The following is a 26,000-nucleotide window of genomic DNA, read 5'->3' as shown; positions in this document are numbered from 1 at the left end:
GCTCACGGCTTGCGCTCCAGGACGGCGGCCAACGCAGAGGCATACGCATCCAGGTCCGCATCGGTGCGCATTTCCGTTGCACACACCAGCAGCGCGTTGCCCAGCTCGGGATAGAGTTTCGACAAATCCAATCCACCGACGATATTGCGTTTGGCCAAGGCGTCGAGCACATCGCTCACCTTGACCGGCAGCTGTAACACAGCTTCATGAAAACGGTAACCGTCGAACACGACTTTCACGCCAGGAATGCGCGTGAGCTTCTCGACCAGCTTGGCCGCCTGCCGTTGCGAAGTCGCCGCCACCGATTCCAGGCCCGCCGCGCCCAGCAGCGACATGTGAATCGTCGCCGCCGTCACCAGCAGGCCCTGGTTGGTACAAATGTTCGACGTCGCCTTGCTGCGGCGGATGTGCTGTTCGCGCGCCTGCAGAGTCAGCGTGAAGCCCTGCTTGCCGTCGAGGTCGACGGTGCGGCCGATGATTCGGCCCGGCATCTGCCGCACATGTTCCATGCGCGTGGTCATGAAGCCGAAGTACGGACCGCCCGAAGACAACGGGACGCCGAGCGGCTGACCGTCGCCGACCACGATGTCGACGCCCTTCGAACCCCACTCGCCCGGCGGCTTGAACAACGCCAGCGACAACGGGTTCACGACCGCGATGACCAGCGCGTTATTGGCGTGCGCCCAATCGGTGATCGCATCGACATCTTCCATCTGGCCGAAGAAATTCGGCTGCTGGATCACGACGGCGGTGAGATCCTCACCCTTGAGCGCTTCGAGTTTCGAGAACTGCAGCGTGCCCTTGCCCGCTTCGTACGGCAGCACGGTGAAGCTGAGGTTCTGACCCTCCACGACCGCGCGCGACACGGAGAGGTAAGTCGGATTCAACGTCGACGGCACGACGATGCGAGCCGACTTCGACTTGCGATGCGCGCGCACCGCCATCAAACAAGCTTCGGCGAGCGCCGATGCGCCGTCGTAGAGCGACGCATTCGAGACTTCCATGCCCGTCAGGCTGCTCATCATGGTCTGGTATTCGTACAACAGCTGCAGCGTGCCCTGGCTCGCTTCCGCCTGATACGGCGTGTACGCGCTGTAGAACTCGCCACGCGTGACGATCGCCCAGACTGCGGCGGGAATGTGATGCTCGTAAGCGCCGGCGCCCAGGAAATTCAGCGGGCGACCGTCCTGGTTCGCGCGCGCCTGCATCAGGCGCCCGACTTCCATTTCGCTCAGTGCATCAGGAATCGCGGCGAGCGATTTGATCCGCAGCGCCGCCGGGATTTCGTCGAACAGCGCATCGATGCTGGGCGCGCCGATGGCAGCCAGCATTTCGCCGATCTCGGTTTCGGTATGAGGGATGAACGGCATGGCGGCACTCAGTGGGCGGCGTCAGCGACGACCTTTTCGTAGGCCTTGGCGTCGAGCAGCTGTTGCAGCTCGCCGTTGTTGCTCGGCTTGATCTTGAACAACCAGCCGGCGCCGTACGGATCGCTGTTGACCAGCTCGGGCGAACCGCTCAGCGCGTCGTTTGCGGCAACCACTTCACCGGACACCGGGCTGTAAACGTCGGAAGCGGCCTTGACCGATTCGACCACGGCCGCAGCGCCGCCCTTGGTCAGCGACTTGCCCACTTCCGGCACTTCGACGAACACCAGGTCGCCAAGCGCGCCCTGGGCATGATCGGAAATACCGATGGTGACCGTGCCGTCGCTTTCGACGCGCGCCCACTCGTGAGAGTCGAGATATTTCAGGTCGGCAGGAATGTTCGACATGGGATGTCCTCGAGGAAACGAAATCGGGGGTAAAAAAACGAATCAGGAAACGAGGGGCTTGCCGTTGCGCACGAACGGATATTTCACGACGCGCGCCGGCAACAGCTTGCCGCGGATATCGACCTCGACGCGATCGCCCGTCGCCACCGGCACACGGGCAAAGCCAATGGATTTCTCCATGGTCGGCGAGAACGTGCCGCTGGTGAGCTCGCCGTCGCCCGCTGGCGTGACGACGCGCTGATGACCGCGCAGCACACCGCGATCGTCGAGAATCAGACCGACGAGCTTGCGCTTCAGGCCCGCTGCACGTTGCGCTTCGAGCGCGGCACGGCCGACGAAATCACGCTCGGGGGGATCGAATGCGACGGTCCAGGTCAGACCGGATTCGAGCGGCGACAACTTCTCATCCATGTCGTTGCCGTACAGATTCATGCCTGCTTCGAGCCGCAGTGTGTCGCGCGCACCGAGGCCGCACTGAGCAACGCCGGCGGCTTTCAGATCGCTCCAGAACTTCGGCGCTTCGCCCACCGGCAACATGACCTCCCAGCCGTCTTCGCCGGTGTAGCCGGTGCGAGCAATGAAATATTGGCCAAGCTCACGCCCCACGAACGTCTTCAATTGCAGCGCTTCGTCGGCGTACTTGCCGATCAATGTCGCTGCCTTCGCGCGCGCGTTCGGCCCTTGCACCGCGATCATCGCCAGATCGGTGCGCGGCTTGATGTCGACGCCGAACTTATCGGAGAAGCGTTTCAACCAGGCGATGTCTTTATCGCGCGTGCCGGCGTTCACGACCACGCGGAACCAGGACTCGTTGATGAAATAGACGATGAGATCGTCCACGACTCCGCCCTGCTCGTTCAGCATGCAGCTGTACAGCGCCTTGCCCGAGTCCTTCAGTTTGGCGACGTCGTTGGCGAGCAGATAACGCAGGTAGTCACGGACGCGCGCGCCGGTGACATCGGCGATGAGCATGTGGGAAACGTCGAACATGCCGGCGTCGCGACGGACGGCGTGGTGTTCTTCGATCTGGGAGCCGTAGTTGACCGGCATGTCCCAGCCGCCGAAATCGACCATACGGGCGCCAGCGGCGACATGGGTGTCGAACAAGGGAGTCTTGAGGCCCATCGAATGCTCCGGGATTGCCAGTGTAAAGGTCAGCGCGAACGCAGCCGCGTTCTACGCCCCCTCTGTCCTGTGACCTGAGAGATCCGGTGCCACTTGCAGTAGCGCACCTCTCCCCTTCGGTGAACTGCCGACGAGCGCCGCGGCGCGAATCGCAGTTTCTCTCCAGAGCCCGCCGAGTGGCGGGCGGAGCTCCGCCCTGTCCACTTGCACGCCGTTCATTTGCCTGAGCGTTTCCGGGCGGTTGCGCCTTCGGCGGCGGGGTCGATCCCGCTCTCTCCGGCCGTGCCTTGCGATGGGTGCGCGTATGGTAGCCGAAGCCAGCGATTCGTGTGCGAGGCGTTACAATAACGCCCATCTATGCGCCCAACCCGACGTCACTCCATTCCCGTTCGCATCGGCTCGGTCACTGTGGGCGGTCCCGCCCCGGTCGTCGTGCAATCGATGACCAACACCGACACCGCCGATATCGACTCCACGACCCAGCAGATCAAAGCCTTGGCTCGCGCCGGCTCCGAGCTGGTGCGCGTCACAGTCAATACCGACGAAGCCGCCGCGGCCGTACCCCACGTGCGCGACCGGCTCGCACAGATGGGCATTCACGTGCCCATCGTCGGCGACTTTCACTTCAACGGTCATAAGCTGCTCAAGGCGCACCCGGCCTGCGCCGAAGCGCTGGCCAAATACCGTATCAACCCAGGCAATGTCGGCCGGGGCAGCAAGCGCGACCCGCAGTTCGCCGAAATGATCGAAGTCGCGATCCGCAACGACAAACCGGTGCGCATCGGCGTGAACTGGGGCAGCCTGGATCAGGACCTGCTGACGCGGTTGATGGACGAGAACTCCAGGTCGGCCCAGCCGATGGACGCCCGCGATGTCACGCGCGAGGCCCTGGTCGTCTCGGCTTTGGAATCGGCGAAGCGCGCCGAGGAGCTGGGGCTGGGCTCCAATCGCATCCTGATTTCGTGCAAGGTCAGCGGCGTGCAGGATCTGATCGCCGTGTATCGCAACCTGGCGAAACGCTGCGACTACGCGCTGCACCTCGGCCTGACCGAAGCTGGCATGGGGTCGAAAGGTATCGTCGCTTCCACCGCCGGCATGGCCGTGCTGTTACAGGAAGGCATCGGCGACACGATTCGAGTGTCGTTGACGCCTGAGCCCGGCGGCGATCGCACCCAGGAAGTCATCGTGGCGCAGGAGATCCTGCAAACCATGGGACTGCGTTCGTTCATGCCCATGGTGGTCGCGTGCCCTGGCTGTGGCCGCACCACTTCGACGTATTTCCAGGAACTGGCGCAAAAGATCCAATCTCACATTCGCCACCAGATGCCAGAATGGCGCAAGCAATACGTCGGCGTCGAAGACATGACGGTCGCCGTGATGGGCTGCGTAGTCAACGGTCCGGGCGAGAGCAAACACGCCAACATCGGCATCAGCCTGCCCGGCACCGGCGAGCGCCCGGTCGCGCCGGTTTATGTGGACGGCGAGAAAGGCCCGACCCTCAAGGGCGAGCACATCGCTGAAGAATTCCAGTCGCTGGTCGAGGACTACATCGCCAGGACCTACGCGCGGAGGGAAACAGCATGACCTCACTCGCCGAACAACGCTGCAAGCCTTGCGAAGGCGGCGTCGCGCCGCTGACGCTCGATGAAGCGCAAGCGCTGATGAAACAGGTGAGCGGCGACTGGAAGCTCGCCGCCGACGGCAAGAGCCTCCGCGCGGAATGGAAGTTCCGTAATTTCTATCACACGATGAGCTTCGTAAACGCGGTGGCCCACATCGCCAATGCCGAAGATCACCATCCCGATATGGAAGTCGGCTATGGCTATTGCCGCATGAACTTCAACACTCACGCCATCGGCGGTCTGTCGCAGAACGATTTCATCTGCGCCGCCAAGGTGGATGCGTTACCCCGCACCTAGCCGGAGAACTCACATGCGCCGCGCTACGTTAGGTCGACTCGTTCAGCACCTGCGTATTTGGTCAGTCTGTTTCGCCGCCCTGCTCTACGTCACCCCCGCCGCGGCCGTCTCGGTAACCGCGCTGACCTATGATCCGGGCAAGGATCAGCTGGTCATGACCATCGCCTACCGTGGCACGAATCCGGATCATCAATTCAGGGTCGCATGGGATGCCTGCAGGCAGCTCGATGATGAGCGCATGCAGATTCTCGGACTGTTGGTGGATAGTCAGCCCGATGACCTGGCCCGCGAGGAATTCACCACGCCGCTGCACATCGATCTGCGGGATTTCAGCTGCCGACCGTCGAAGGTGACGATCAGAACGTCGGCGGGATTCTTTGCCTCGGTGGATGTGCCGGCGGCAAGGACCAAGGGGTCTCCGCTCCAGCCTAGTACCGATCCGCGCAACGCTCCTTAGCTAGGCGACACTCGCCACCGCTTCCGTAGCGAGCACCGGACCGACGGGATGGCGAAATTCGTGCTGAGCGAAGGCAATGCGCTCGGCGGCGGCAGCGGAGAAGTTGGCGCGCTCGTCGCAGATTTTCAAACGACGTAACAACCCCTGCCGATTGGCGATCTGGATCGCCAGCCCCGGCCGCGCATTCAACTCGAGCACCAACGGTCCCAGGTCGCGATCGAGCACGATATCGACGCCGATATAGCCCATGCCGGTCAGCTCGTAGCACCGCGCCGAAATATCCAGAATCACATCCCAGTCCGGAATCTTCAGCCCTGAGATCGCATGCGTGGTATCCGGGTGATGCGTGACGACCTGTGTCCCGACCACGCCATCCAAGGTGACGCCGCTGGCGAGATCGATGCCCGCGCCCACCGCGCCCTGGTGCAAATTCGCTTTGCCGTGCGACGCGCGTGTCGGCAGACGCACCATCGACATGATCGGGAAGCCGCGATACACGATCACTCGGATATCCGGCACGCCCAGATAACTGATGCGCTCGAACAGCGGCGAGAAGCGCACCATGTATTCGACGATGACCACATCCTGCACGCCGCCCAGACTGAACTGCCCGTTGATGGCGTTGGAAAGGTGGTGATACAGGAAATCGTCATCGAGCAGCGTGCCGCTGATGGTTCGATAACGCTGCGAGCTGCGGCCGGAGATGACGACGATGCCGTCCCCCGCGCTGCCGTGCGCTGGCTTGAGCGCGAACTCCGGATGGTCCTTGACGATCTCCGGCAGCCGCCGGATGTCATGCTGAGTCTCGATGACGCCGTACAACTGCGGAACCGCGATGCCGGCCGCCAGCGCCAGCCGTTTGGTTTTCAGCTTGTCATCGACCAGCGGATACAGCCGCCGCGGATTGAAACGCAGGATGTAATCGCCGTTGCGCTTGTTGAGCCCAAGCACGCCCTCGTCGGACAACCCTCGGTAGCGGCCAAACATCAGGGTTCGCTCCGCGATGGCGTCAGCGCCTTGAAGCGGCGCAACTCGAGCAATCGATAGCCGGTGTAACGACCGGCCAGCAGCGACATCGCGATCACCAGCAGCAACAGTTCCGGGAACACGAAGATCAAGTGTTCCAGCCACGCGATGCCCATGATGACGTAGGCGACCGCAGCCACCAGCAAGCTGCCGATGCCTTCCTGGATGGCCTCCGACGCGCCGCGCTCCTCCCACACGATCGACATGCGCTCGATCGTCATCGACAGGATGACCATCGGGAACAGCGCGATCGACAGGCCCGGCTGCAGCTCCAGTTTCTGACTCAGCACGCTGATGCCAGCCATCAACAGCACCACCACGGTGAGCACAGTGGTCAAACGCGGCACCAGCAGCAGCCGCAGCTTTTCCAGATAGAACCGGATCAGCAGTCCCAGCGAGACGATGATGGCAAACAGCACGATGCCCCACAGCAGCCGCGTCTCGCGAAACGCCAGCGCCACCAGCACCGGCATGAACGTGCCGAACGTCTTCACGCCGATGAAGTTACGCAGCAGCATGATCACCAGTGCGCCGATCGGAATCATCATCAGCACCGCGTACACCGCCTGGGTCGCAATCGGCAACGCAAACAGCGAGAAGTCCATGGCGTGCGAGCCGGTCAACTCGGCCCGGCGCTCGGCCACCACCATCGAATCCAGCAGGTTTTGCTGAACCGCGAGCGTCACATCCAGATTACTGCCGCCTTCGAGGCTGGCGATCGCTTCGTCGCCGCGCCACCAGATCAGGAAGTCCGGCGGCAAGCCCTGCTCCAGCGTCTTGGGATCGAAGTACAACCATTGCACGCCGTCGTGCACTTCCAGCAGCTGTTGGGACTGCACCGGCCCCGCCACGTTGCGCAGCTGAATGCCGTGCGCGATGCGTGCGGGAATCGAAGCGCCGGCCAGGAAGATGGTGGCCAGCTCGGCTGCGTCCGCCGGCGCACTGCCCCGGCTCATGAACAAACTGACGTACGGATCGCGTTCGGCGTGATTGATGTGACGAAGCAGCTCGGTCGTGAAGCTCGCGACATCGGCCGACTGCCGCCGCACTTCGGCGATCAATCCTTCCATGGCGATGCGCGACGGCTCGTCCAGCACCGGCTGTTCGGGAAACGGCGGCGTCGTGTCCTCGGCGATGCGGCTGGCATCGCGATACACCTGCGCTCGGTAGTACAGCGTCTGCGGGCCGGTCGCCTGGCGCAGCGTCCATTGAGATTCGCGTCCCGCCGGGGCGGACCGCGTGGCATGCCCGAAGCCGCGCGAAATGAAGTTCTCGTCCAGGATGGAAAAGCCGGGCGTCAGGTTGGGAATGCGCAACGTCGCTTTGACCGCCGCCGGACCCGGATCGAAGCGCACCGCCGCCTCAATGGTCCAGACGCGCGTCTGTTCCTGCGGCTGCAGCGGAAAGCCGAGCACTTGCGACTTGTACGCGAACAGCGCCAAGCCCATCAGCGCCAGCACCGCTGACAGCACATAGATGTGACGATTGTTCATTCGATCAGGCGGGCGGAATCTTCGCTATTGATATCGACCAGCAAATCCAAGGGCGCAGCGGCGAACCGGCAGGCCGCGGCTGCATCGCCAGCTTCGACCAGCAACGCCAGCTCCAGCGCGCGTCCCAGAGTCATCGCCAGCCGGCGGGCGTGGGCCTGCAGGCGGCGCGGGTCGTCATTGTGACTCAACCAGCTGAACACATGTTCGACGGCGGCAAGCGCCTGCTGGCCTGCCTCGGCCAGGCGACCTTCAGTATGGGCTGAGATACCTTGCTGGATTCGTTGTCGCAATGCCGGCAATCCGACGCTGAGCTCTCCACGCAGTACGGTATCCAACGCCAGCACGTTCGTGGTGCCTTCCCAGATCGGCAACACCTGCGTGTCACGTAACAGCAGCGGCAGACCGGTATCTTCTACATAACCGGCGCCCCCAAACGCTTCTATGCACTCGCTCACGACATGGACGGCTTGTTTGGCGGTCAGCAGCTTGGCGATCGGCGTGATTACCCGGAGCAATGCTTTCTGAGCATCATCGATCTCGCCCGCCTCTTGCCGGCCCATCAACTCGACCAGTTCGAAGGCCAGCAGGAACGCACCCCGCGTTTCCGCTTCCAGCCCCGCGAGGGTATCGACGTGTAACGGCAACTCCTCGAGCTTTGCACCGAAGGCGCGCCGCTGACGGGCATAAGCACGGGCCAACGCGAGCGCGCGACGCATGAAGCTGACCGACGTCACGCTGTTCCAGGCGCGGGTCACCGTCAGCATGGGCTCAATGTTTCGAGTGCCATGGCGGGTGTCGCCCACCAGCACGGCGCGCGCACCGTCCAACGTGAGCTCGGCGGTCGGAACCTTGCGAGTCCCCAATTTATCCTTGAGGCGCTCGACGCGGATGCCGTTCAAGGCGCCATCGTCGTTGTGAGTCTCGACGTAGAACATGGCGAGACCGCTGCCGCCAGGACCGTTGCCCTCGGGCCGGGCGAGCGTCAGCGCCATTTGTGACGTAATCGCCGAGGTGAACCACTTCTTGCCATACAGCCGCCATTGGCCCGACTCATCGCGCACGGCTTGCGTGAGCGAGGCGCCCACGTCGGAGCCGCCGGTCGCTTCGGTCATCCATTGACCGCTGGTCCAAGCCTCTGAAGGGTCACGGTGCGTCAAGCGTGTGACGGCGCGATCGATCAGCGCCTGGTTGCCCGACACTGTCAGCGTGCGGGCGGCGCCATCGGTCATGGCCAACGGACAGGTATAAACATCCGATGAGGGATGGAACAAATAAACGGCGGCAAACTGATGGATGCGGGAGTAGCGGCCGTGACGGCGCTCATACGGAATCGCGATGAGCCCCTGAGTGGCCGCGATCTCAGCGGCGCGACGCCACAGCGGCGACACTTCGATGCGATCGATGCGATTACCCCAGGCATCCCACTGCGTCAGCGTCGGCTCGTTGAGCCGGTCCTGCAGCTGCAGTCGATACAACTCACCGCCGGCCAGCTCGCCGAGCTCGGTGAGCGACGGCTCGATCTGCGCCAGCATCTCGGCCGGCAGGCGCCGCTGCAAATAGGCACGCAAAAAGGGATCGTCGCCATACTGGTTGCCCAGCTGCGGCGGGGATTGGATGAAGAGCGTGCTTTGCATCCCCCGGTCCACCCCTTAGTGACATTGCGCCCGTGCAGTTTAACGATGCGAGCGAACCAGCGCTGGCGCCGCGCCTCGAATTCCGAGCGCGCGCCCCATCAAGAAACGTTTCGCGAGCCCGTGCCCGTCGAGAATGCTCAAGCCGGTGCGACGCGCCCAGCCGAGAGTATCGGCACGGCTGCCAAACAGCTTGTTCAATCCATCGACCAGACCTAACGCCACCGCATTCTCGCTCTTGCGCCAGCGCTCGTAACGACGCAGGACGCGGCGCTCGCCAATGAATGCGGGAGCCAGGCCGCCATCCAGCTCCTCGGCCAGCACCTCGACCAACGCGGCGCCATCGAGGAACCCGAGGTTCACGCCCTGCCCTGCCAGCGGGTGAATGGCGTGAGCCGCATCGCCGACCAGGACGAATCGCTCGCGGCAATAGTCTTTGGCGTGGGTGAGTCGCAGAGGAAATTGCCCGCGAGGTCCGGCCAGCTCGACGTTGCCGAGCGTGCCGTCGAGCGCCAGCGTCAACTCTTTCGCGACTTGCTCTGGTGCTTCTCCCACCAGGCGCTCGGCATGTTCGGGCGTGGTCGTCCACACGATGGAGCTGCGCCCGTCGGCGAGCGGCAGGAATGCGATCGGTCCATCCGGCAGGAATCGTTGCCACGCCGTTCGGGCATGGGGACGCTCGGTGCGAACGTGGGTGACGAAGGCGCGTTGGTCGTATTCCCAGCCTCGCGTCTCGATGCCGGCGAGCTTGCGGCTCAACGAACCCGAGCCATCCGATCCCACGATCAGCGCGGCGTCGATGCGACGACCGTCGCTCAGGATCGCCGTGGCCCGATCCTCCTCGAACTCGAGCCCGCTCAGCTCACCTCGTAGCAACGTCACACGATTGCGAAAGGCGGCGCAGTCATAGATCGACCACAGCACGCGGCGGTTCTCGACGATATATCCAAGATTGGGCTCACCCGATTCGCCGGCGGAGAAGTGAATCGACCCCGGACCGCGCGGCTTGCCGGCAGCGTCCCAGACGCTCATGTCGTCGTACGCACAAACGTGTTGACGCGGTATCAGCTGCCACGCCCCGATCTCGCTCAGGATGCGCTCTGAAGCGCGTGAGATCGCGGATACGCGCAGATCGATATCGTCTACTGCATCGGGCGGCGGCAGCGCTGGCGGGTTCGATTCCAACACGGCGATGCGCAGGTCGGCGAAGCGACGATCGGCAGCGGCCAACGCAGCGACGCAGGCGCCGACCATGCCGCCGCCGATGACCAGAATGTGAAAGCCGTTCTTCATTTCAGCGGCGCGCCTCGCGCCAGACGTGGCACCCGACCCGCAGCCCCCAACGACAACTGCGATAACGCATCTTTCGCCGCCGGCATGAGATCGAACGCCAGCATGCCCGCATTACGTAGCAACTTGACCGGACCGAGCGGCTGAGAGAACACCCTCACCAATCCGTCGGTGAAGCGCACGATGTTGCTGCGATCGGCGGCCCGCCATTCGCGATAGCGCTGCAGCCACATGCCGTCGCCCGCATCGAACTCGCCTGCTCCTTGCGCGAGCCCATCCGCCAGCACCTCGGCGAGGCTCACTGCGTCTCGCAGGCCGAGGTTGAATCCTTGTCCTGCGATTGGATGGAGCGTCTGCGCGGCATTACCGACGATAGCGAGGCGCTCGGCGACGTATTCGTCGGAACGCGTCAACGACAGGGGATACAACTGCCGCTGCCCCACTCGCGTAAAGCGACCGAGGCGGAAACCGAACGTGTCCTGCAAGCGCGCCAGGAATTCAGCATCGTTCAGCAGCGTCATTTCTTTGGCGGTGTCGGGACGGAAGGTCCACACCACGCCCAACCGCCCTTCGGTCAACGGCAGCAGCGCCAACGGGCCCGCATCGGTGAAACGCTCGTATGCGACGTGATCGTGGAAGTGCTGTGAGAGCACGTTGCTGACCAGCGCGACCTGCTCGTAGTCCCAAGTGCTCGAGCCGATGCCGGCCGATTGCCGCACGGTGGAACGAGCACCGTCGGCGGCGATCGCGAGCTTCGCTTGCACGATGCGCACGCCACCCGCCATCGCGCATTCAATACGCTGGCTGTGCTGTTGCAATTGCATCGACTGCACTTTGGCCGGCGCGAGCACATTGATTGAGGGCTCGGCCTGCAGCCGGCGCCACAGAGCCGCGCCCATGATCCGATTCACGACGACGTAGCCCAGCGCACTCAGGCCCTGTTCCTTCGCATCGATGCGCGTGAAGCCGAAGCGCCCTTGATCGGAAACGTGAATGCGACGGATCGCAGTGGCCTCGCGCTCGATCAGCGGCCAGACCCCGAGCGCTTCGAAAATGCGGCGACTGCCGTTCGATATCGCGGTACTGCGATCGTCGAAGCTCGGTTGATCGACAGCGCCGAAGGGCGCCGCCTCGATCAGTGCGACTTTGAGCTGCAACTGGGCCAGCGCGAGCGCCAGGCTGGCGCCGACCAATCCGCCGCCAGCGATGGCGACATCGACGACTAGAGGCGTGGCGTCCGGGTCACTCATGCATTCATCAGCTTTTCGATGCCATCGGCGTCTTTGACCAGCCCGGCCGTCAGCACTTCGTTGCCGTCCTTGGTCACCACCACGTCATCCTCGATGCGCACGCCGATATTCCACCAACGCTTCGGCACGCCCTTGAGGCCGGCCGGAATATAAATCCCCGGCTCGACCGTCATGGCCATGCCGGGCTCGAGCACGCGCCATTGATCGCCGATCTTGTAGTCGCCGACATCGTGCACATCCATGCCCAGCCAATGACCGGTCCGGTGCATGTAGAAGCGGCGATAAGCGCCCTCCTTGATCAGGTTCGGCACCTTGCCTTTCAGCAAGCCGAGTTTTACGAGCCCCTGGGTGATGGCTTTCACCGCCGCCTCGTGCGGCTCGTTCCAATGATTGCCGGGTTTGGTCTTGTCGATCGCGGCGTGCTGCGCCTCCAATACGACTTCATACACGGCCCGCTGCTCGGGCGTGAAACGGCCGCCCACTGGGAAAGTGCGCGTGATATCGGAGGCATACAGCCGGTATTCGCAGCCGGCGTCGATCAACAGCAGATCGCCATCGCGCAACTCTTCGGAGTTCTCGTGATAGTGCAGGATGCACGTGTTGGCGCCGCCGCCGACGATGGGGTGATACGAGATATCCGCATCGTTCATCTTGAACTCGTGCAGCAGCTCGGCCATCACCTGGTATTCCTTGCGGCCCGGTTCGACGAACTGCATCGCGCGCTTGTGGGCAGCAACCGCGATTCGGGCCGACTCGCGCATGGCGTCCAACTCGGGGCGCGATTTGTACAAGCGCATGTCGTGGAGCAAGTGATCCAGCGCCACGAATTCCTGCGGAGGATGCACGCCGGTGCGCGCCTGCGTCTTGAGCGAGTTGACCCAGCCGATCACGCGTTGATCGAACTCCTGGTGCAGGCCCATCGTGTAGTAAACACGCGAGCAGTGCTCCATCAGTCCCGGAAGGATGTCGTCGATGTCGTTGATGGGGAACGCATCGTCAGCGCCGTAGTCGCGCACCGCGCCTTCCGGTCCGGCGCGTCTGCCATCCCATGTCTCGCGAGTTGGATCGCGCTCGCGCGTGAACAGCACATATTCGGCATGGGCGCGTCCCGGTATCAGCACGGCCACCGATTCGGGCTCGCCAAAGCCGGTCAGATAGAAGAAATCGCTATCGGGCCGATAGTGATAGCTGACGTCGCTGTTGCGCGTCTTTTCGGGAACCGCGGGCAGGATGGCGATGGCGCCGCGGCCCATCATCTTCATGAGCTGCCGGCGCCGGCGGGCGAATTCGTCTTTGCGCATGTTCTACGCTGGTGGGTTGATCAGTGCAGGGTGCCCGGATCGCTGTCGTCATCCGGATCGGCAGGCTCGCCGCCTTCGTCGCCCACATCGATGCGGTGGGCAGCGACGGGAATCAGTTCGTCGTGGATCAATTGCACGCCCACGCGCACGTATTCGACTACTTCGGCGTAGGCTTCTTCTTCGCTCTCGTTGCCGTCGCCGTCGAGCTCGACGCTGGCGCGGCCGATGTGCGTGAGGTCGTTGAGAATTTCGTTGACGTTGCCGGGCAGCTCTTCCTGCTTCACGGCCCGCTTGCCGACTTGACCGGTGCCGAATCCATACAGGAAGCCCTGGCACCACTGCGAGAGGCCACCGGCGCGCGTCGCCAGTGAAATATCGTCATCCGGCAGCAGCGCTTCGAATTCCAGGTCCTCGCCGCGCAGCGCATTGAGCGTGTCGGCGTACAACAGACGCAGTGGCTGCTGGCTCTGTTCGTCGTCGCGCTGCTCGGCATCCGGAATAATTTCTTCCAGCCAGCGTTCCATCGGATAGTCGGGCGACGTGCACAACGCGCCGACCAGACAACCGTGGGCTTCCGCGGCCGGCACCGACGAGCCCAGTCCTTCCAGGACGCGGGCGACTTCAGCGAATGTGACTTGCAACATCCCGCCTATCTTAGCACTGTGCCTCCCGGACGATTGATTTGACGGATTTCGGGCGCTGGTTTGACCGGTCGGGGAGCGGGCCGCATAATCGACCGCATGAATCCTTTATCGTCCACTGGCAGTACCGGGTCGTCCCGGGCGAGTGTCGATCAAGAGCTGAAACAGCTCGAACGACGCGTGGATGAGCTGGTCGCGCTGCTCTCCCAGTTGCAGGAAGAGAACCGCGCCCTGCGCCAGCGACAGGACTCGATGATGACGGAGCGCGCCACGCTGCTACAGAAGAATGAGCAGGTGCGCGCCCGGGTCGAAGCGATGATTGGCCGCCTGAAGGCGATGGAGCACAACGCATGAGCGACCGTATGGTCCGTGTCAGTGTGCGAATCCTGGAAAAGGAGTACCAGGTTGCCTGCCTGCCCGAAGAGCGCTCCGAGCTGCTCGACTCGGCGGAATTTCTCAACGGCAAGATGCGCGACATCCGCGACGCCGGCAATATCGTCGGCCTGGACCGGATCGCGGTGATGGCGGCGCTCAACCTGGCGCACGAGCTGCTCAAGCGCAATCGTAACGACGCCATCGAGAGCGAAGTCAGCGAGCGCGTCCGCGAGATGCGCGAGCGTGTCGAATCGGCGCTGAGCCGAGGACAACAATTGCCGTTGTAGGCATTGAAGCCCCGGTATCCACCCTGATATCGGGCACGGTGAGTCTCTCGCTCGGTGGGTCAATCGAAGCTTGGGATGAACTTGGGACTGCGGATGCGCGTTACGGACGCAGACTCGTAAATGGTTTTGTTATGGCGCTGCCTGCGGTGTTCGACGTGTGTCGGGTTACCTCTCGACCCTAACGTTAATACCCCAGGGATTCGGTTTCGTGGTAGCCGTGTGCAAGTCCGTCTCGAACGGAAAGCCTTAGCTATCATGGCTGCGTCCCACCTATTGCTCCGTGTCGAGAGCAATGGCTCATGACGGCACAGGCGGGTAGCGCCTCCTCTCTCTCTTCCGCATCGACGGCACTGCTGGAACGCCAGCAGCTGCGCCGGCAGATGCGGCAACTCCGTCGCGCGCTCTCACCCTCTGTACGCGACGAAGCCCATCGACGATTCGCCCGTCTGTTGAACGGGACGCATCGCTTGCGTCCTGGGTCTCGTATCGCGGTGTATTTCGCCTACGGTCACGAGGCCGATCTGCACTATGTGATCGACGTCGCACGTCGCCGCGGCTGCCTGCTGTACTTACCAGTCATCACCGACTTCCGTCATAGCCGCATGCGCTTCGTGCGTTATCGAACCGATAGCGTGATGCGCGTAAACCGGTACGGCATCGCCGAACCCGATCGGCGTCATACCGCAGCCATTCCGGTGCGCAAACTCGACCTGATACTGCTGCCGCTGGTCGCATTCGACGAGCGCGGCTGGCGTCTCGGCAGCGGCGCGGGCTTCTACGATCGCAGTCTGCATCACCTGCGCGCAGGACGCCGATGGCGCCGGCCGAAGCTCATCGGCGTTGGCTACGAGTGCCAGCGCGTCGCTCGTCTGCAACCCGATCGCTGGGATGTGCCGCTGGATGGGATGCTGACTGAACGCGGTCTGCGATACTTCACACATCACGCTCATTCCACGGAGTCGTCATGAACTACTGGTTGATGAAGTCCGAGCCTTCGGTGTTCGGTATCGAGCAGCTCGCGAAGGCCAAGAACAGCACCACCGGTTGGGATGGCGTGCGCAATTTCCAGGCGCGCAACTACCTCAAGGAGATGCGCAAGGGCGACCTGGTGTTCTTCTATCACTCGAGCTGCGAAATCCCTGGAATCGCCGGCGTTGCCGCCGTACAACGCGAGGCGTATCCCGACCCCACGCAGTTCGACAAGAAGAACGATCACTACGATGCCGACAGCGATCCGGAGCAGCCGCGCTGGTACATGGTCGATGTGAAGCTCGTCAGGAAATTCGACAGGGTCATCGCACTCGATGAGCTGCGTAAGCACGCCGACGGCAAGCTCAAGGACATGATCGTGCTCAAGCGCGGCAATCGACTGTCGATCACGCCGGTCACCAAGAGCGAATGGAGCTTCATCGAGTCGCTCGAATGAGCGTCGCACACTGCACCGATGCGTCGCCGATGCGCCTCGCGATGAGAACGGGCACAACAAAATTGCACGCGCCTCTTGCTTGCCATTTTTAATTTATGTATATACTGCGCCCGGACTAACTCGACATGGAGATCTAGTATCATGGCAACGAAAGCAAAGAAGTCTGCGAAGAAGAAAGGCGGCAAGAAGAAGGCTGCCAAGAAGAAGTAAGTTCTTCTGAGTAGATGACGATGAAGACTGTGCCCGCGAAAGCGGGCACAGTCGTTTCCGGACCCTGGAAAAATAGGCTTTTCCGAATACCTCGCCTGCGTGCCGCACACCATGAACGCCGATCAACTGAAGCAGCAAGCCGCCCTCGCCGCCCTCGCCCACGTCGAGGAGGACTCGATCCTCGGCATCGGAACCGGGTCGACGGTGGATCTCTTTATCGATGCGATGGCTGCGCAAAAGCTGCGCATTCGAGGCGCAGTCTCCAGTTCGGAGCGCTCGACGACGCGCTTACGCCGGCACGGCATCGATGTGCTCGACCTCAATACCGCAGGCGAGCTCGACCTCTACATCGATGGCGCCGACGAGTCGGATCCTCACCGACGGCTGATCAAGGGCGGCGGCGGCGCACTGACCCGCGAGAAGATCGTCGCCGCCGCATCGCGGCGCTTCATCTGCATCGCCGATGAATCCAAGCTGGTGAATGTGCTCGGCAAGTTTCCGCTGCCGGTCGAGGTGATTCCGATGGCGCGCTCGTATGTCGCCCGCCAGTTGGTTGCTTTGGGGGGACAACCGGTCTATCGAGAAGGCTTCGTCACCGACAACGGCAATCAGATCCTCGACGTGCACGGTCTGTCGATCGTCGACCCGGTGACGATGGAGAGCGAGCTCAATCAGCTCGCCGGCGTGGTGACCGTTGGCCTGTTCGCACGCCGCCCCGCGGATCTCGTGATCCTGGGCTCGCCAGCGGGCGTTAAGACTTTCTGACGGCGGTCAGGATCTCTGTGACCAACTTCGGACCGCGATAAATAAGGCCGGTGTAGATCTGAATCAGATCTGCACCTGCCTGCAAGGCAGCAACCGCCGCCGCACCTGAATCGATTCCTCCCACCGCGATCAACGGCACGTCCTTGCCCAGATGCTCACGCAGGACCGGGATGGACTGCAGCGCCAGTGCGCGAATCGGCGCACCGCTCAATCCACCTTGCTGCTCGCTATTCGGCACACCCTTCACCACATCGCGCGTGATCGTGGTGTTGGTGGCGATCATGCCGTCGATGCGCAACTCGCGAACCAGTCGCGCGATCGCGGCAAGATCGTCACTCGACAGATCGGGTGACACCTTCACCAATATCGGCAGCTGCTTGCCGGAGCTTGAGGTCAACTGCACGCGAGCTTCGAGGAGCGCATCGAGGATGGGACGCAACTGATCGACCTGCTGCAGCTGGCGCAGGTTGGTCGTGTTCGGTGACGAAACGTTGACGGTTACGTAGTCGGCGTGAGGGGCGACGACGCGAAAACATTCGACGTAATTTCGCGCGGCATCTTCGAGGGGAGTCGTCGCGTTCTTGCCGATGTTGATCCCGCACGGTCCTTTGAACTTGCGCTGCGCCAGTCGCTGCGCGATCACCTCGGCCCCTTCATTCGGGAAGCCCATGCGGTTGATGAGCGCGCTCGCTTCGGGGAGTCGAAACAAACGCGGCTTCGCGTTACCGGCTTGCGGCTGTGCTGTGACGGTGCCTGCTTCGATAAAACCAAAACCGAGTGCACCGAGTGCATCGATGTGCCTGGCGTTCTTGTCGAGACCGGCGGCGAGACCGACGCGGTTCGGGAAGCGAAGGCCCATGAGCGTGACGCCCTCTTCCGGCCTCGACTCATGCGCGCCGAGCATGCCGAGTGAGTTTGCCAGCTCGAGCATGGAGAAGGTCACTTCATGCGCTCGCTCACCTTCCAGCGAGAAGAGGAACGGACGGATGAGTGGGTAGAGGGAGTTGATCATCTTTGTTCGGCTTCGGCTTAGTTGATGGGCGCGGCGCGATTATCGAAGCTCGGTGGCTTGCGGAGAAGAGGCGTGGTGGCTCGCATCGCCAGGGGTGGGGTATCTCCTTCCGGCACCGGGCGCCGGCCGGAGCGCACTGCGCTCCTCGCCGCACGTCCATGATGAGCCCTGCTGTTTCGGCCCCGTCCCTGTGCCGAAAAGCTGCCGGAAGGAGATACCCCACTCCTGACGCTGCCGAAAGGTAAGAGCGAAATCAGACCACGCGAACTTCGTTCGCTGCTATCGCGCTCTAACGAGCGTCGGCGTTTCTCGCTGTCGCTTGTAACGGGGGGTGAATTTGGCGTCCGCTCGGAATTTGCCAACCCTTCGTTCCGAGAAATGTCGACTGCCACAGCACTAGGCAACTCTCATCCGAACTGAGCGCCTCTGCTCCGATCAAGCGGAGGGCGTCCGCACCGGACACCTCCGAGCGAGCGGCGGAGTAGAACTTCAAATTACTGCTGCGTTAGAAGTGGGCATCACATCTGGCACCCCGAGAAAGCTCAGCTGCCAAAGCAACGCTGTAGGCAGCGCCTGGGGGAGGGATGTTCTCCCCGGCAACTGGATCAAACAGGGACGTTTTTCCAGTAGCAGCTACAGGGCAAGTACAGCAAAGTCGCGCGCGTTAGCGCGAGCGAAGCGATGCGACGGCGTGCGTCGCGGTGCCGGGGAGGACATCCCTCCCCCAGGCGCTGCCCGCCACCGAGCGAAACGCCACCACTCCGAAATCCACAACGCCGAAAAGCAAAAAGGCCCGCCAAGGAAACACTGGCAGGCCCAGAAACGAACAAGCCCGCCGAAGGCGGGCTTGCTGTGTTGGTTGGGGGACTAGGATTCGAACCTAGGTTGACGGAGTCAGAGTCCGTAGTCCTACCGCTAGACGATCCCCCAGCAATCGAACGATTAGCGCTTCGAGAACTGAGTTCCGCGACGGGCCTTGCGGAAACCGACCTTCTTACGCTCGACTTCGCGGGCGTCGCGGGTCACGTAACCGGCGTCGCGCAGGGTCTTGCGCAGCGTCTCGTCGTACTCCATCAAGGCACGGGTCAGGCCATGGCGAATCGCGCCGGCCTGGCCGGTGATGCCGCCACCCTTGACCGTCACTTCCACATCGAAAGTGTTGTCCATGTTCACGGCTTCCAGCGGCTGACGGACGATCATGCGCGCGGTCTTGCGGCCGAAGAACTCATCCAGCGTGCGGTCGTTCACGCGGATGTTGCCGGTGCCCTTGCGCAGGAACACGCGGGCGGTGGAGGTCTTGCGGCGGCCGGTGCCGTAGTTGGTCTGGGTGGCCATGTCTGAATGCGTACCTTAAGAATTAAATCTCGAGCGCCTTCGGCTGCTGCGCGGTGTGCGGGTGCTTGTCGCCCGCGAACACGTGCAGCTTCTTGAACATCTTCCGACCGAGCGGGTTCTTCGGGAGCATGCCCTTGACCGCGAACTCGATGGCGCGCTCGGGGTGCTTGTCGAGCAGCTTTTCCAAGCTGGTGCTCTTCAAGTTACCCATGTAGCCGGTGTGCTGATGATAGAACTTGTCCGTCAGCTTGCGACCGGTCACGCGGATCTTGCCCGCGTTGACGATGACGATGTGGTCGCCGGTGTCGCAGTTGGGCGTGTAAGCCGCCTTGTGCTTGCCGCGCAGACGCGAGGCGACCTGCGAAGCCAGGCGGCCCAGGGTCTTGCCGGTCGCGTCGACCACATACCAGTCACGACGGACCGTTTGCGCATTGGCGAAGACGGTACTCATTGAAATCTCCGGGAAAACTCATGCGCCCCTGCCAGCCAGGGGGCGAAAAGGCCGGCAAGTCTAATGGACGACCGAGGTCAATGCAAACGCAAGTCAAGCGTTGGATTTGGGAAGGAATCCCCTAGCTCACCCCGGGACTGCCCGGGGCCCGGCCGGCGCAGAGGGACATATATAATGAATCCCCATGGAATTCTCGAGCTCCAACGGCCGTCGTTACACCCTCCTCGACCGCCTGCTGACCCCGGCCGACCAGACCCTTCGCACCCTGTTCGCGAGCCATGTGGCGGGCCGGCCGAATCCGGCCGAAAACCAGCCCGAAACGCCCGAAATTGCCGACAACCCGGCGACGCGCCGCCACGTGGCCGCGCTGATGCGGATCAATCATTCGGGGGAAGTTGCCGCTCAGGCGCTCTATCAGGGCCAGGCGTTCGCTTCACGAGCCGATGCAACCAGGGCTTCGCTGATGGAAGCGGCGCGCGAGGAGACTGACCATCTCGCCTGGTGTGCGGAGCGCATCCGACAGTTGGGAGGCCGGACCAGCGTGCTGAATCCGCTCTGGTATGCGGGCTCTTTCACGATCGGTGCCCTCGCCGGCCTGGCGGGCGACAAGGTCAGCCTGGGCTTCGTCGCCGAGACGGAGCGCCAGGTGGTCGAGCATCTGGGCGGACATTTGCAACGATTGCCGGCAGAGGATGTGCGCACGCGGGCCATCATCCAGCAAATGAGCGCCGACGAAGAACGTCATGGACGCAATGCTGAACTGGCCGGCGGCGCCGATCTGCCGGGGCCGGTTCGGGCGTTGATGAAGCTCACCGCCAAAGTCATGACGCGAACGGCGTACTGGCTGTGAAATGTGAGCCGATCGACACATTGGGGCTGAACGACATTGGGTCGGGCCGTCAAATAGTCGACGTAAAGTTTTGCCGTGCAAGCAAAAGCTTGCGATGTTGGGTCATACTGTATTAAAAGGCGCGGCAAGACATATTGTCGTCAAGTCATCCCACTAAAGTCATTTAGTTACAAGCACAAGGCGAATAGGGGCGGGTATGGAAGAGGGCGCAAGGCCATTGAGCGATATTCCGGCGATCAACCGGTTCCTGAGCTACTGCCGGATTCGCACGGTGCCCTCCAAGACCGTCGTCATCCATGCCGGCGACCTGCCCGATGTGCTGTATTACATCGTCAGCGGCTCGGTCGAAGTCATGATCGAAGACGAGGAAGGCAACGAGATGGTGCTCGCCTACCTCAACAAAGGTCAGTTCTTCGGTGAAATGGGCCTGTTCTACGAACAGCCCACCCGCAGCGCCTGGGTCCGCACGCGGCAGCAGTGCGAGCTCGCCGAAATGACCTATCCCCGCTTCCGTCAGCTCGCGGCCGAAAGCCCGGGCCTGGTGTTCGAGCTCGCCACGCAGCTCGCCACCCGCCTCGATCGCACCAATCGCAAGCTCGGCGATCTCGCGTTCGTCGATGTCACCGGTCGGGTCGCACACGCCATCATGGATCTTGCAGCGAGCCCGATGCGATGACTCATCCGGAAGGCATGCAGATCAAGGTCAGCCGCCAGGAGCTGTCGCGTCTGGTCGGTTGCTCGCGTGAGATGGCCGGCCGTGTGTTGAAGGTGCTGGAAGACCAGGGCCTGCTGCGCGCGACGGGCAAGACCATCGTCGTGTTCGGCGCTCGTCCGAAGATGAAGACCAAGCCGCCGCTGGCAGCTGCTGCGGGCCGCGCTGGCGCCGCTACGGCGGGCACGACTCCCGCCAATCGTCGCACCGACGATGACGACGACGATGATGACGATGACTTCGACGACGAGGACGAGGAATAAACCGAAAGGGCCGCGCAAGCGGCCCTTTCGTCGTCAGGCGTCAGCTTGGCCGTTAGTTATTTCGCTGCGGCGGCAATCGCCGCCTTCATATCGCTGATCGTTTTGCGGTAATCCTTCGAGCCGAAAATGGCCGAGCCCGCGACGAAGGTATCGGCGCCTGCGGCGGCGATCTCTCCGATGTTATCGACCTTCACTCCCCCATCGATCTGCAGCCGAATGTCACGGCCGCTCGCTGCGATCATCTCGCGCGTTTTCTTGAGCTTCGTAAGCGCGGATGGAATGAACTTCTGCCCGCCGAAGCCGGGGTTCACCGACATCAGCAGAATCATGTCGACCTTGTCGAGCACGTAGTCGAGCACATTCAACGGCGTCGCGGGATTGAGCACGATGCCGGGATGGCAGCCATGCTCGCGAATCAACCCGATGGTGCGATCGATATGCTCGCTCGCTTCGGGGTGAAAGCTGATCCAGGAGGCGCCGGCGGCCGCGAAGTCGGGAATGATTCGATCGACCGGCTTTACCATCAAGTGCACATCGATGGGCGCCGTGATGCCGTGCTTGCGCAATGCCTCGCACACCAGCGGCCCGATGGTGAGATTGGGCACATAGTGATTGTCCATCACGTCGAAGTGGATGGTGTCGGCGCCGGCGTCGAGCACCGCTTTCACTTCTTCGCCGAGGCGGGCGAAGTCGGCGGACAGAATGGACGGAGCGATCCAGGGTTGGTTGGGCATGAGAGGAACCTCGTGATCTATCGCATCGCGCGCGCTTCACGCAGCACTTCGTAGGCGGCACGCACTTGCCGGGTTTTCTCCTCGGCAACTTTCATCATCGACTCCGGCAGGCCGCGCGCTACCAGCTTGTCGGGATGATTCTGATTCATCAAGCGGCGATATGCCTTCGTGACTTCGGCATCGGACGCATCGCTCGTGACGCCGAGCACTTCGTACGCCTGCGCGACTCGATCGACTTTGGGGCGCGCTTCGTACGGCTGGCGGGAGGACTGCTGCATCCGCAGTAGCGCCTCCATCTGCACGACCTCGTAAGCCGACACGCCCAATGACGCCGCAACGCGCGCCATCACTTGTCGCGCCGCTGGAGCGAAGCTGCCGCTCCACAACGCGGTCTGAAGTTGAATCTGTATGAACATGCGCAGGACGTCGGGGCGGCCGCTCAGCATTCGACGCAGGCTGCGCAGCGTCGCCTCCAGCGGAAACTCTTTCTCCTTGCCCTGCGTGAACAATTGAATGGCGAACTCGACTTCCCGTTCGCCGAGCCGGAACTCGGCCATGATGGCGCGCGCCGCGCGAATCTCATTTTCGGAAACGTGACCGTCGGCCTTCGCCATGTGCCCCATGACCTGGAACGTGGCGCGGAAGAAAGCCTCCTGCACGCCCATGCCGGACATCTGAGCGGCGGCGGCATCGTCTTCGTCATTGCTGCCGAAGCGGCCTGCGAGCCCGTTTTCGGCCTGCACGTCGAACAAATGGCCGATGAAGGTGCCGAGCAATGCGCCGAACGGACCCGCAGTCACCACGCCAATCAGCGCGCCCAGTGCTTTACCTTGCCAGATCATCGACGCCTTGAAGCCCTCGTCACCCGCTGCGACAATCGCTGGGCCGAAAATGGCCCACGCGCGGTATGGTACCAGCCTCGTGCTGCACCACCATTCGCCCGACGGTTAACAGTGTTTTTCCTTTCAATTTTCATCGAGTAAACCAGTGACCCAGCCCTCCCCGCCCATGCTCGAGTCGCGTCTGAGCGGCCTCAAGCGCATCCACCAGGGCAAGGTCCGCGACATCTACGCCATCGACGACCAACAGATGCTGATCGTCACCACCGACCGCCTGAGCGCGTTCGACGTGGTGCTGCCCGATCCGATTCCCGGCAAGGGTGCAGTGCTGACCAAGATCTCGCGCTTCTGGTTCGAGCGCACCAAGCACATCGTGCCCAATCACATCCTGGACACGCCGCTGGAAAGCGTGGTGAAGGATCCGGCGGAGCGTGCGTCGATTGCCGATCGCAGCATGATCGTGAAGCGCCTCAAGGCGCTGCCCATCGAAGCGGTGGTGCGCGGCTACCTGATCGGCTCGGGTTGGAAGGATTACCAGCAAAACGGCGCCGTCTGCGGCATCCAGCTCCCGCCAGGATTGCGGCAGGCCGATCGCCTGGCCGAGCCCTTGTTCACGCCGGCGACCAAGGCCGAGCTCGGCGAGCACGATGAGAACATCGATTATGACCGCATGGTCGCAATCATCGGCCGCGGCCTCGCCGAACAAGTGCGAGCCACTGCGCTCGCGTTGTATCGCTTTGCTGCCGAATATGCGCTCACCCGCGGCATCATCATCGCCGACACCAAGTTCGAGTTCGGCGTCGACGAAGCCGGCCACCTGACGCTGATCGACGAAGCGCTGACGCCCGATTCGTCCCGTTTCTGGCCGACCGATACGTATCGGCCCGGCACCAGCCCACCGAGCTTCGACAAACAATTCGTGCGCGACTATCTGGAAACACTGGTGTGGGACAAGCGCCCGCCCGGACCCAAGCTGCCGGCTGAGGTCATCCAGAAGACCGGCGAGAAGTACGCCGAAGCACTGCGCCGTCTGACCGGATAACTCGCCGCGCGCATGCCAAGAACGATCGCACTGATCTATCTGGCGGCTGGCATCCTCTGGATATTCGTGACCGATCGCTGGCTGGCGTGGCTGGACCTGGATCCCGAAACGCTGCAGCTCTTGCACACCAGCAAGGGCTGGCTCGCCATCCTCGGCTCCGCGGTCCTGCTGTACATCCTGCTCCGTCGACACAAACGGCGCGACGATGCTGCCGTCTCCGCGCTGCTCGAATCCCAGCGCGAAGTGCAGCAGATGAATGCCGAGCTGGAAAAGCGTGTGGTCGAGCGCACGCGTCAGCTGCAGGCGGCGAATCGCGAGCTGGAGTCGTTTGCTTACGCCGTCTCTCACGACCTGCGCGCACCGCTGCGCAGCCTGTCGGGCTTCAGTCAGATCCTTCAGGAAACCGCCGCCGAACAGCTGGATGAAAAGTCGCTGCACTATCTGCGGCGCATTCACGATGCGAGTCAGCGCATGTCGAGCCTCATCGAGGCGCTGCTTGGCTTGTCGCGCATCAGTACGGCGGAGCTGGCCATTCGGCCGGTCAATCTCACCCAAGTCTGTATAGACGCCGCGGCAGCGCTGCGAGAGAAACATCCGAGTCACAACGTGCAACTCGACATCGCACCCAACATGCACGTCGAAGGCGATGCGCGATTGCTCCGTATTGCCATGGACTGTTTGCTCGGGAACGCCTGGAAATTCACGATCAAGGCCGAACAGCCAGCCGTGACCGTCGGCGTGCAAACCGGCGTCACCGGCGGTCACATCTACTTCGTACGTGACAACGGCGTCGGCTTCGACATGGCTTATGCGAACAAACTGTTCGTGCCGTTCCAGCGGCTGCACCCGGACGCGGAATTCCAGGGCAGCGGCATCGGGCTGGTGACCGCCCAGCGCGTCATCGCACGCCACGGCGGGCGCATCTGGGCCGAGGCCCAGGTGAACGAAGGCGCGACGTTTTATTTCACCATCAACGCGCCGCTCGGCTCGCCTGCCACGCCTTGAAGATGTTGTGAATCTCGGCAATGCCGTCGGTCAGCGCCGCCGGCCCGGGCTGCAAAATAATCGATGACTTGATCTCGTGCAGCTGCGCGTCGGCGACCGCCGGCACTTCGCCCCAGCCTTCGCGTGCAGCCACGCTCTTGGGCTGAAATTTCTTGCCGCACCAGGACCCCAGAATGATATCGGGCGCGCGCCGCACGACCTCCTGCGGATCGGCGATGATGCGATTCTTGGCCAGCGACTGACGGGAGTTGTCGTCGAAACAATCGTCGCCGCCGGCGACGCCGATCAGTTCCGACACCCAGCGGATCCCCGAAATCATCGGCTCGTCCCATTCCTCGAAGTAAACGCGCGGCCGGGTCGTGAACTGCGCCGCCGATGCGCGGATGCTGTCCAGATTCGCTGCGAGCCTCGCGCACAGCTGCGCCGCCTTGGCCTCGCAACCGATCATGCCGCCGAGGATGCCGATCATGCCGAAGATGCCGGCGATGTCGCGGTGATTGAAAATGTGAACGTTCAGCCCGTGGCGCACCAGGTCGGCGGCGATGTCGGCCTGCAGGTCGGAGAAGCCGAGCACCAGATCGGGCTCGAGTTCGCGGATCCGATCGACTTTGGCGCTGGTGAACGCCGACACCTTGGGCTTCTCCTTGCGGGCGCGCGGCGGCCGCACCGTGAAGCCAGAAATACCTACGATGCGCCAGTCCTCTTCCAGCAGGTACAGCGTTTCAGTGGTCTCCTCGGTGAGGCAGACGATGCGGGAAGGAAAGTTGCCAGAGGCGTAATTCATAAA

General features: G+C 62.7%; 27 protein-coding genes, 1 tRNA gene, 1 other RNA gene, 1 pseudogene and 2 riboswitches. Of the genes and pseudogenes, 13 read left to right on the top strand and 17 right to left on the bottom strand.

What is annotated here, in order from left to right:
• Positions 1-2: 2 nt before the first annotated feature.
• Genes gcvPA through gcvT form a run of 3 tightly spaced genes read right to left on the bottom strand, consistent with a single transcriptional unit; the run spans position 3 to position 2,899 of the window.
• The gene (gene gcvPA, locus EK373_RS17040) at positions 3-1,370 is read right to left on the bottom strand and encodes an aminomethyl-transferring glycine dehydrogenase subunit GcvPA (RefSeq protein WP_129644937.1); all 1,368 of its coding nucleotides are present in this window, start codon (positions 1,368-1,370) and stop codon (positions 3-5) included.
• A gap of 8 nt (positions 1,371-1,378) precedes the next feature.
• Positions 1,379-1,774, bottom strand: coding sequence for a glycine cleavage system protein GcvH (gene gcvH / locus EK373_RS17035; protein WP_129644936.1), 396 nt, complete (start codon positions 1,772-1,774; stop codon positions 1,379-1,381).
• Between the two features lie 42 nt (positions 1,775-1,816).
• Entirely contained in the window at positions 1,817-2,899 is a 1,083-nt protein-coding gene (gcvT, locus tag EK373_RS17030; protein ID WP_129644935.1) for a glycine cleavage system aminomethyltransferase GcvT, read from the bottom strand.
• Between the two features lie 52 nt (positions 2,900-2,951).
• A riboswitch (glycine riboswitch) is annotated at positions 2,952-3,075 on the bottom strand.
• 26 nt (positions 3,076-3,101) lie between these two features.
• A riboswitch (glycine riboswitch) is annotated at positions 3,102-3,189 on the bottom strand.
• Between the two features lie 67 nt (positions 3,190-3,256).
• Between gcvT and ispG the strand changes: the two genes are divergently transcribed.
• Genes ispG through EK373_RS17015 form a run of 3 tightly spaced genes read left to right on the top strand, consistent with a single transcriptional unit; the run spans position 3,257 to position 5,275 of the window.
• The gene (ispG, locus tag EK373_RS17025) at positions 3,257-4,483 is read left to right on the top strand and encodes a flavodoxin-dependent (E)-4-hydroxy-3-methylbut-2-enyl-diphosphate synthase (protein WP_129644934.1); all 1,227 of its coding nucleotides are present in this window, start codon (positions 3,257-3,259) and stop codon (positions 4,481-4,483) included.
• Complete coding sequence (locus tag EK373_RS17020; protein WP_129644933.1) at positions 4,480-4,818, top strand: 4a-hydroxytetrahydrobiopterin dehydratase; 339 nt, start codon at positions 4,480-4,482, stop codon at positions 4,816-4,818. The genes ispG and EK373_RS17020 overlap by 4 nt, the downstream gene beginning before the upstream one ends.
• Positions 4,819-4,831: 13 nt before the next feature.
• Entirely contained in the window at positions 4,832-5,275 is a 444-nt protein-coding gene (locus tag EK373_RS17015; protein WP_129644932.1) for a hypothetical protein, read from the top strand.
• Here the strand turns inward: EK373_RS17015 and EK373_RS17010 are convergent, their stop codons facing one another.
• From EK373_RS17010 to EK373_RS16980, 7 genes are read right to left on the bottom strand one after another with little or no spacing between them, the layout of a single operon-like run.
• Complete coding sequence (locus EK373_RS17010) at positions 5,276-6,262, bottom strand: alpha-L-glutamate ligase-like protein (RefSeq protein ID WP_129644931.1); 987 nt, start codon at positions 6,260-6,262, stop codon at positions 5,276-5,278.
• Positions 6,262-7,794, bottom strand: coding sequence for an inactive transglutaminase family protein (locus EK373_RS17005; protein WP_129644930.1), 1,533 nt, complete (start codon positions 7,792-7,794; stop codon positions 6,262-6,264). The genes EK373_RS17010 and EK373_RS17005 overlap by 1 nt, the downstream gene beginning before the upstream one ends.
• Complete coding sequence (locus EK373_RS17000; protein WP_129644929.1) at positions 7,791-9,428, bottom strand: acyl-CoA dehydrogenase family protein; 1,638 nt, start codon at positions 9,426-9,428, stop codon at positions 7,791-7,793. The genes EK373_RS17005 and EK373_RS17000 overlap by 4 nt, the downstream gene beginning before the upstream one ends.
• A 39-nt stretch (positions 9,429-9,467) precedes the next feature.
• Positions 9,468-10,718 (bottom strand): UbiH/UbiF/VisC/COQ6 family ubiquinone biosynthesis hydroxylase, encoded by a 1,251-nt coding sequence (locus EK373_RS16995; protein WP_129644928.1) that lies wholly within the window; start codon positions 10,716-10,718, stop codon positions 9,468-9,470.
• On the bottom strand, positions 10,715-11,965 hold the full coding sequence (ubiH, locus tag EK373_RS16990; RefSeq protein WP_129644927.1) for a 2-octaprenyl-6-methoxyphenyl hydroxylase: 1,251 nt from the start codon (positions 11,963-11,965) through the stop codon (positions 10,715-10,717). The genes EK373_RS16995 and ubiH overlap by 4 nt, the downstream gene beginning before the upstream one ends.
• Complete coding sequence (gene pepP, locus EK373_RS16985) at positions 11,962-13,266, bottom strand: Xaa-Pro aminopeptidase (RefSeq protein ID WP_129644926.1); 1,305 nt, start codon at positions 13,264-13,266, stop codon at positions 11,962-11,964. Before pepP ends, ubiH begins: the two co-directional genes overlap by 4 nt.
• A gap of 20 nt (positions 13,267-13,286) precedes the next feature.
• A complete protein-coding gene (locus EK373_RS16980) occupies positions 13,287-13,910 on the bottom strand; it encodes a UPF0149 family protein (protein ID WP_129644925.1) in 624 nt (207 codons plus the stop codon).
• 96 nt (positions 13,911-14,006) lie between these two features.
• Between EK373_RS16980 and EK373_RS16975 the strand changes: the two genes are divergently transcribed.
• From EK373_RS16975 to rpiA, 6 genes are all read left to right on the top strand, one after another.
• Positions 14,007-14,261, top strand: a complete 255-nt coding sequence (locus EK373_RS16975; protein ID WP_129644924.1) for a TIGR02449 family protein — start codon at positions 14,007-14,009, stop codon at positions 14,259-14,261.
• Positions 14,258-14,569: a cell division protein ZapA gene (locus EK373_RS16970; protein ID WP_129644923.1), complete on the top strand. Its 312-nt coding sequence runs from the start codon at positions 14,258-14,260 to the stop codon at positions 14,567-14,569. The genes EK373_RS16975 and EK373_RS16970 overlap by 4 nt, the downstream gene beginning before the upstream one ends.
• A 135-nt stretch (positions 14,570-14,704) precedes the next feature.
• Positions 14,705-14,891, top strand: a non-coding RNA gene (ssrS, locus tag EK373_RS16965) — 6S RNA.
• Between the two features lie 28 nt (positions 14,892-14,919).
• The gene (locus tag EK373_RS16960) at positions 14,920-15,537 is read left to right on the top strand and encodes a 5-formyltetrahydrofolate cyclo-ligase (RefSeq protein WP_322095828.1); all 618 of its coding nucleotides are present in this window, start codon (positions 14,920-14,922) and stop codon (positions 15,535-15,537) included.
• The gene (locus EK373_RS16955) at positions 15,534-15,995 is read left to right on the top strand and encodes an EVE domain-containing protein (protein ID WP_129644921.1); all 462 of its coding nucleotides are present in this window, start codon (positions 15,534-15,536) and stop codon (positions 15,993-15,995) included. Before EK373_RS16960 ends, EK373_RS16955 begins: the two co-directional genes overlap by 4 nt.
• 321 nt (positions 15,996-16,316) lie before the next feature.
• On the top strand, positions 16,317-16,970 hold the full coding sequence (gene rpiA, locus EK373_RS16950; RefSeq protein WP_129644920.1) for a ribose-5-phosphate isomerase RpiA: 654 nt from the start codon (positions 16,317-16,319) through the stop codon (positions 16,968-16,970).
• Here rpiA and EK373_RS16945 read toward each other — a convergent pair.
• The 4 genes from EK373_RS16945 to rplM form a co-directional block, all read right to left on the bottom strand.
• Positions 16,957-17,982, bottom strand: coding sequence for a quinone-dependent dihydroorotate dehydrogenase (locus EK373_RS16945; RefSeq protein ID WP_129644919.1), 1,026 nt, complete (start codon positions 17,980-17,982; stop codon positions 16,957-16,959). The genes rpiA and EK373_RS16945 overlap by 14 nt on opposite strands.
• A gap of 856 nt (positions 17,983-18,838) precedes the next feature.
• Positions 18,839-18,912, bottom strand: a tRNA-Gln gene (locus EK373_RS16940).
• A gap of 12 nt (positions 18,913-18,924) precedes the next feature.
• Positions 18,925-19,317, bottom strand: coding sequence for a 30S ribosomal protein S9 (rpsI, locus tag EK373_RS16935; protein WP_129644918.1), 393 nt, complete (start codon positions 19,315-19,317; stop codon positions 18,925-18,927).
• A 22-nt stretch (positions 19,318-19,339) separates the two neighbouring features.
• Positions 19,340-19,768 carry a 50S ribosomal protein L13 gene (gene rplM / locus EK373_RS16930; RefSeq protein WP_129644917.1) on the bottom strand — a complete coding sequence of 143 codons (429 nt, stop codon included), beginning with the start codon at positions 19,766-19,768 and terminating at the stop codon, positions 19,340-19,342.
• 184 nt (positions 19,769-19,952) lie between these two features.
• Between rplM and coq7 the strand changes: the two genes are divergently transcribed.
• Positions 19,953-20,618 (top strand): 2-polyprenyl-3-methyl-6-methoxy-1,4-benzoquinone monooxygenase, encoded by a 666-nt coding sequence (coq7, locus tag EK373_RS16925; RefSeq protein WP_129644916.1) that lies wholly within the window; start codon positions 19,953-19,955, stop codon positions 20,616-20,618.
• Between the two features lie 196 nt (positions 20,619-20,814).
• A pseudogene (crp, locus tag EK373_RS16920) lies at positions 20,815-21,449 on the top strand (cAMP-activated global transcriptional regulator CRP); the annotation flags it as partial.
• A gap of 200 nt (positions 21,450-21,649) precedes the next feature.
• On the opposite strand, the gene rpe reads toward crp, so the two are convergent.
• Together rpe and djlA are read right to left on the bottom strand one after the other, a co-directional pair.
• On the bottom strand, positions 21,650-22,327 hold the full coding sequence (gene rpe, locus EK373_RS16915) for a ribulose-phosphate 3-epimerase (protein ID WP_129644915.1): 678 nt from the start codon (positions 22,325-22,327) through the stop codon (positions 21,650-21,652).
• Between the two features lie 17 nt (positions 22,328-22,344).
• Positions 22,345-23,169 (bottom strand): co-chaperone DjlA, encoded by an 825-nt coding sequence (gene djlA, locus EK373_RS16910; RefSeq protein ID WP_129644914.1) that lies wholly within the window; start codon positions 23,167-23,169, stop codon positions 22,345-22,347.
• A 166-nt stretch (positions 23,170-23,335) separates the two neighbouring features.
• On the opposite strand from djlA, the gene EK373_RS16905 reads away from it, so the two are divergent.
• The gene (locus tag EK373_RS16905) at positions 23,336-24,208 is read left to right on the top strand and encodes a phosphoribosylaminoimidazolesuccinocarboxamide synthase (protein ID WP_129645885.1); all 873 of its coding nucleotides are present in this window, start codon (positions 23,336-23,338) and stop codon (positions 24,206-24,208) included.
• A 12-nt stretch (positions 24,209-24,220) separates the two neighbouring features.
• On the top strand, positions 24,221-25,213 hold the full coding sequence (locus EK373_RS16900; protein WP_129644913.1) for a sensor histidine kinase: 993 nt from the start codon (positions 24,221-24,223) through the stop codon (positions 25,211-25,213).
• On the opposite strand, the gene EK373_RS16895 is transcribed toward EK373_RS16900, so the two are convergent.
• A complete protein-coding gene (locus EK373_RS16895; protein ID WP_129644912.1) occupies positions 25,179-25,997 on the bottom strand; it encodes an ABC transporter substrate-binding protein in 819 nt (272 codons plus the stop codon). The two genes, EK373_RS16900 and EK373_RS16895, sit on opposite strands and share 35 nt — an antisense overlap.
• Positions 25,998-26,000 lie beyond the last annotated feature (3 nt).

The organism is Peristeroidobacter agariperforans (genome assembly GCF_004138335.1).
Classification (GTDB): domain Bacteria; phylum Pseudomonadota; class Gammaproteobacteria; order Steroidobacterales; family Steroidobacteraceae; genus Steroidobacter; species Steroidobacter agariperforans.
This window is presented reverse-complemented; position numbering and strand designations above follow the sequence as displayed.

Excerpts from the sequence above, each read along its gene's own strand:
- gcvPA (WP_129644937.1), bottom strand. The coding sequence starts at position 1,370 with ATGCCGTTCATCCCTCATACCGAAACCGAGATCGGCGAAATGCTGGCT.
- gcvH (WP_129644936.1), bottom strand. The coding sequence starts at position 1,774 with ATGTCGAACATTCCTGCCGACCTGAAATATCTCGACTCTCACGAGTGG.
- gcvT (WP_129644935.1), bottom strand. The coding sequence starts at position 2,899 with ATGGGCCTCAAGACTCCCTTGTTCGACACCCATGTCGCCGCTGGCGCC.
- ispG (WP_129644934.1), top strand. The coding sequence starts at position 3,257 with ATGCGCCCAACCCGACGTCACTCCATTCCCGTTCGCATCGGCTCGGTC.
- EK373_RS17020 (WP_129644933.1), top strand. The coding sequence starts at position 4,480 with ATGACCTCACTCGCCGAACAACGCTGCAAGCCTTGCGAAGGCGGCGTC.
- EK373_RS17015 (WP_129644932.1), top strand. The coding sequence starts at position 4,832 with ATGCGCCGCGCTACGTTAGGTCGACTCGTTCAGCACCTGCGTATTTGG.
- EK373_RS17010 (WP_129644931.1), bottom strand. The coding sequence starts at position 6,262 with ATGTTTGGCCGCTACCGAGGGTTGTCCGACGAGGGCGTGCTTGGGCTC.
- EK373_RS17005 (WP_129644930.1), bottom strand. The coding sequence starts at position 7,794 with ATGAACAATCGTCACATCTATGTGCTGTCAGCGGTGCTGGCGCTGATG.
- EK373_RS17000 (WP_129644929.1), bottom strand. The coding sequence starts at position 9,428 with ATGCAAAGCACGCTCTTCATCCAATCCCCGCCGCAGCTGGGCAACCAG.
- EK373_RS16995 (WP_129644928.1), bottom strand. The coding sequence starts at position 10,718 with ATGAAGAACGGCTTTCACATTCTGGTCATCGGCGGCGGCATGGTCGGC.
- ubiH (WP_129644927.1), bottom strand. The coding sequence starts at position 11,965 with ATGAGTGACCCGGACGCCACGCCTCTAGTCGTCGATGTCGCCATCGCT.
- pepP (WP_129644926.1), bottom strand. The coding sequence starts at position 13,266 with ATGCGCAAAGACGAATTCGCCCGCCGGCGCCGGCAGCTCATGAAGATG.
- EK373_RS16980 (WP_129644925.1), bottom strand. The coding sequence starts at position 13,910 with ATGTTGCAAGTCACATTCGCTGAAGTCGCCCGCGTCCTGGAAGGACTG.
- EK373_RS16975 (WP_129644924.1), top strand. The coding sequence starts at position 14,007 with ATGAATCCTTTATCGTCCACTGGCAGTACCGGGTCGTCCCGGGCGAGT.
- EK373_RS16970 (WP_129644923.1), top strand. The coding sequence starts at position 14,258 with ATGAGCGACCGTATGGTCCGTGTCAGTGTGCGAATCCTGGAAAAGGAG.
- EK373_RS16955 (WP_129644921.1), top strand. The coding sequence starts at position 15,534 with ATGAACTACTGGTTGATGAAGTCCGAGCCTTCGGTGTTCGGTATCGAG.
- rpiA (WP_129644920.1), top strand. The coding sequence starts at position 16,317 with ATGAACGCCGATCAACTGAAGCAGCAAGCCGCCCTCGCCGCCCTCGCC.
- EK373_RS16945 (WP_129644919.1), bottom strand. The coding sequence starts at position 17,982 with ATGATCAACTCCCTCTACCCACTCATCCGTCCGTTCCTCTTCTCGCTG.
- rpsI (WP_129644918.1), bottom strand. The coding sequence starts at position 19,317 with ATGGCCACCCAGACCAACTACGGCACCGGCCGCCGCAAGACCTCCACC.
- rplM (WP_129644917.1), bottom strand. The coding sequence starts at position 19,768 with ATGAGTACCGTCTTCGCCAATGCGCAAACGGTCCGTCGTGACTGGTAT.
- coq7 (WP_129644916.1), top strand. The coding sequence starts at position 19,953 with ATGGAATTCTCGAGCTCCAACGGCCGTCGTTACACCCTCCTCGACCGC.
- rpe (WP_129644915.1), bottom strand. The coding sequence starts at position 22,327 with ATGCCCAACCAACCCTGGATCGCTCCGTCCATTCTGTCCGCCGACTTC.
- djlA (WP_129644914.1), bottom strand. The coding sequence starts at position 23,169 with ATGATCTGGCAAGGTAAAGCACTGGGCGCGCTGATTGGCGTGGTGACT.
- EK373_RS16905 (WP_129645885.1), top strand. The coding sequence starts at position 23,336 with ATGCTCGAGTCGCGTCTGAGCGGCCTCAAGCGCATCCACCAGGGCAAG.
- EK373_RS16900 (WP_129644913.1), top strand. The coding sequence starts at position 24,221 with ATGCCAAGAACGATCGCACTGATCTATCTGGCGGCTGGCATCCTCTGG.
- EK373_RS16895 (WP_129644912.1), bottom strand. The coding sequence starts at position 25,997 with ATGAATTACGCCTCTGGCAACTTTCCTTCCCGCATCGTCTGCCTCACC.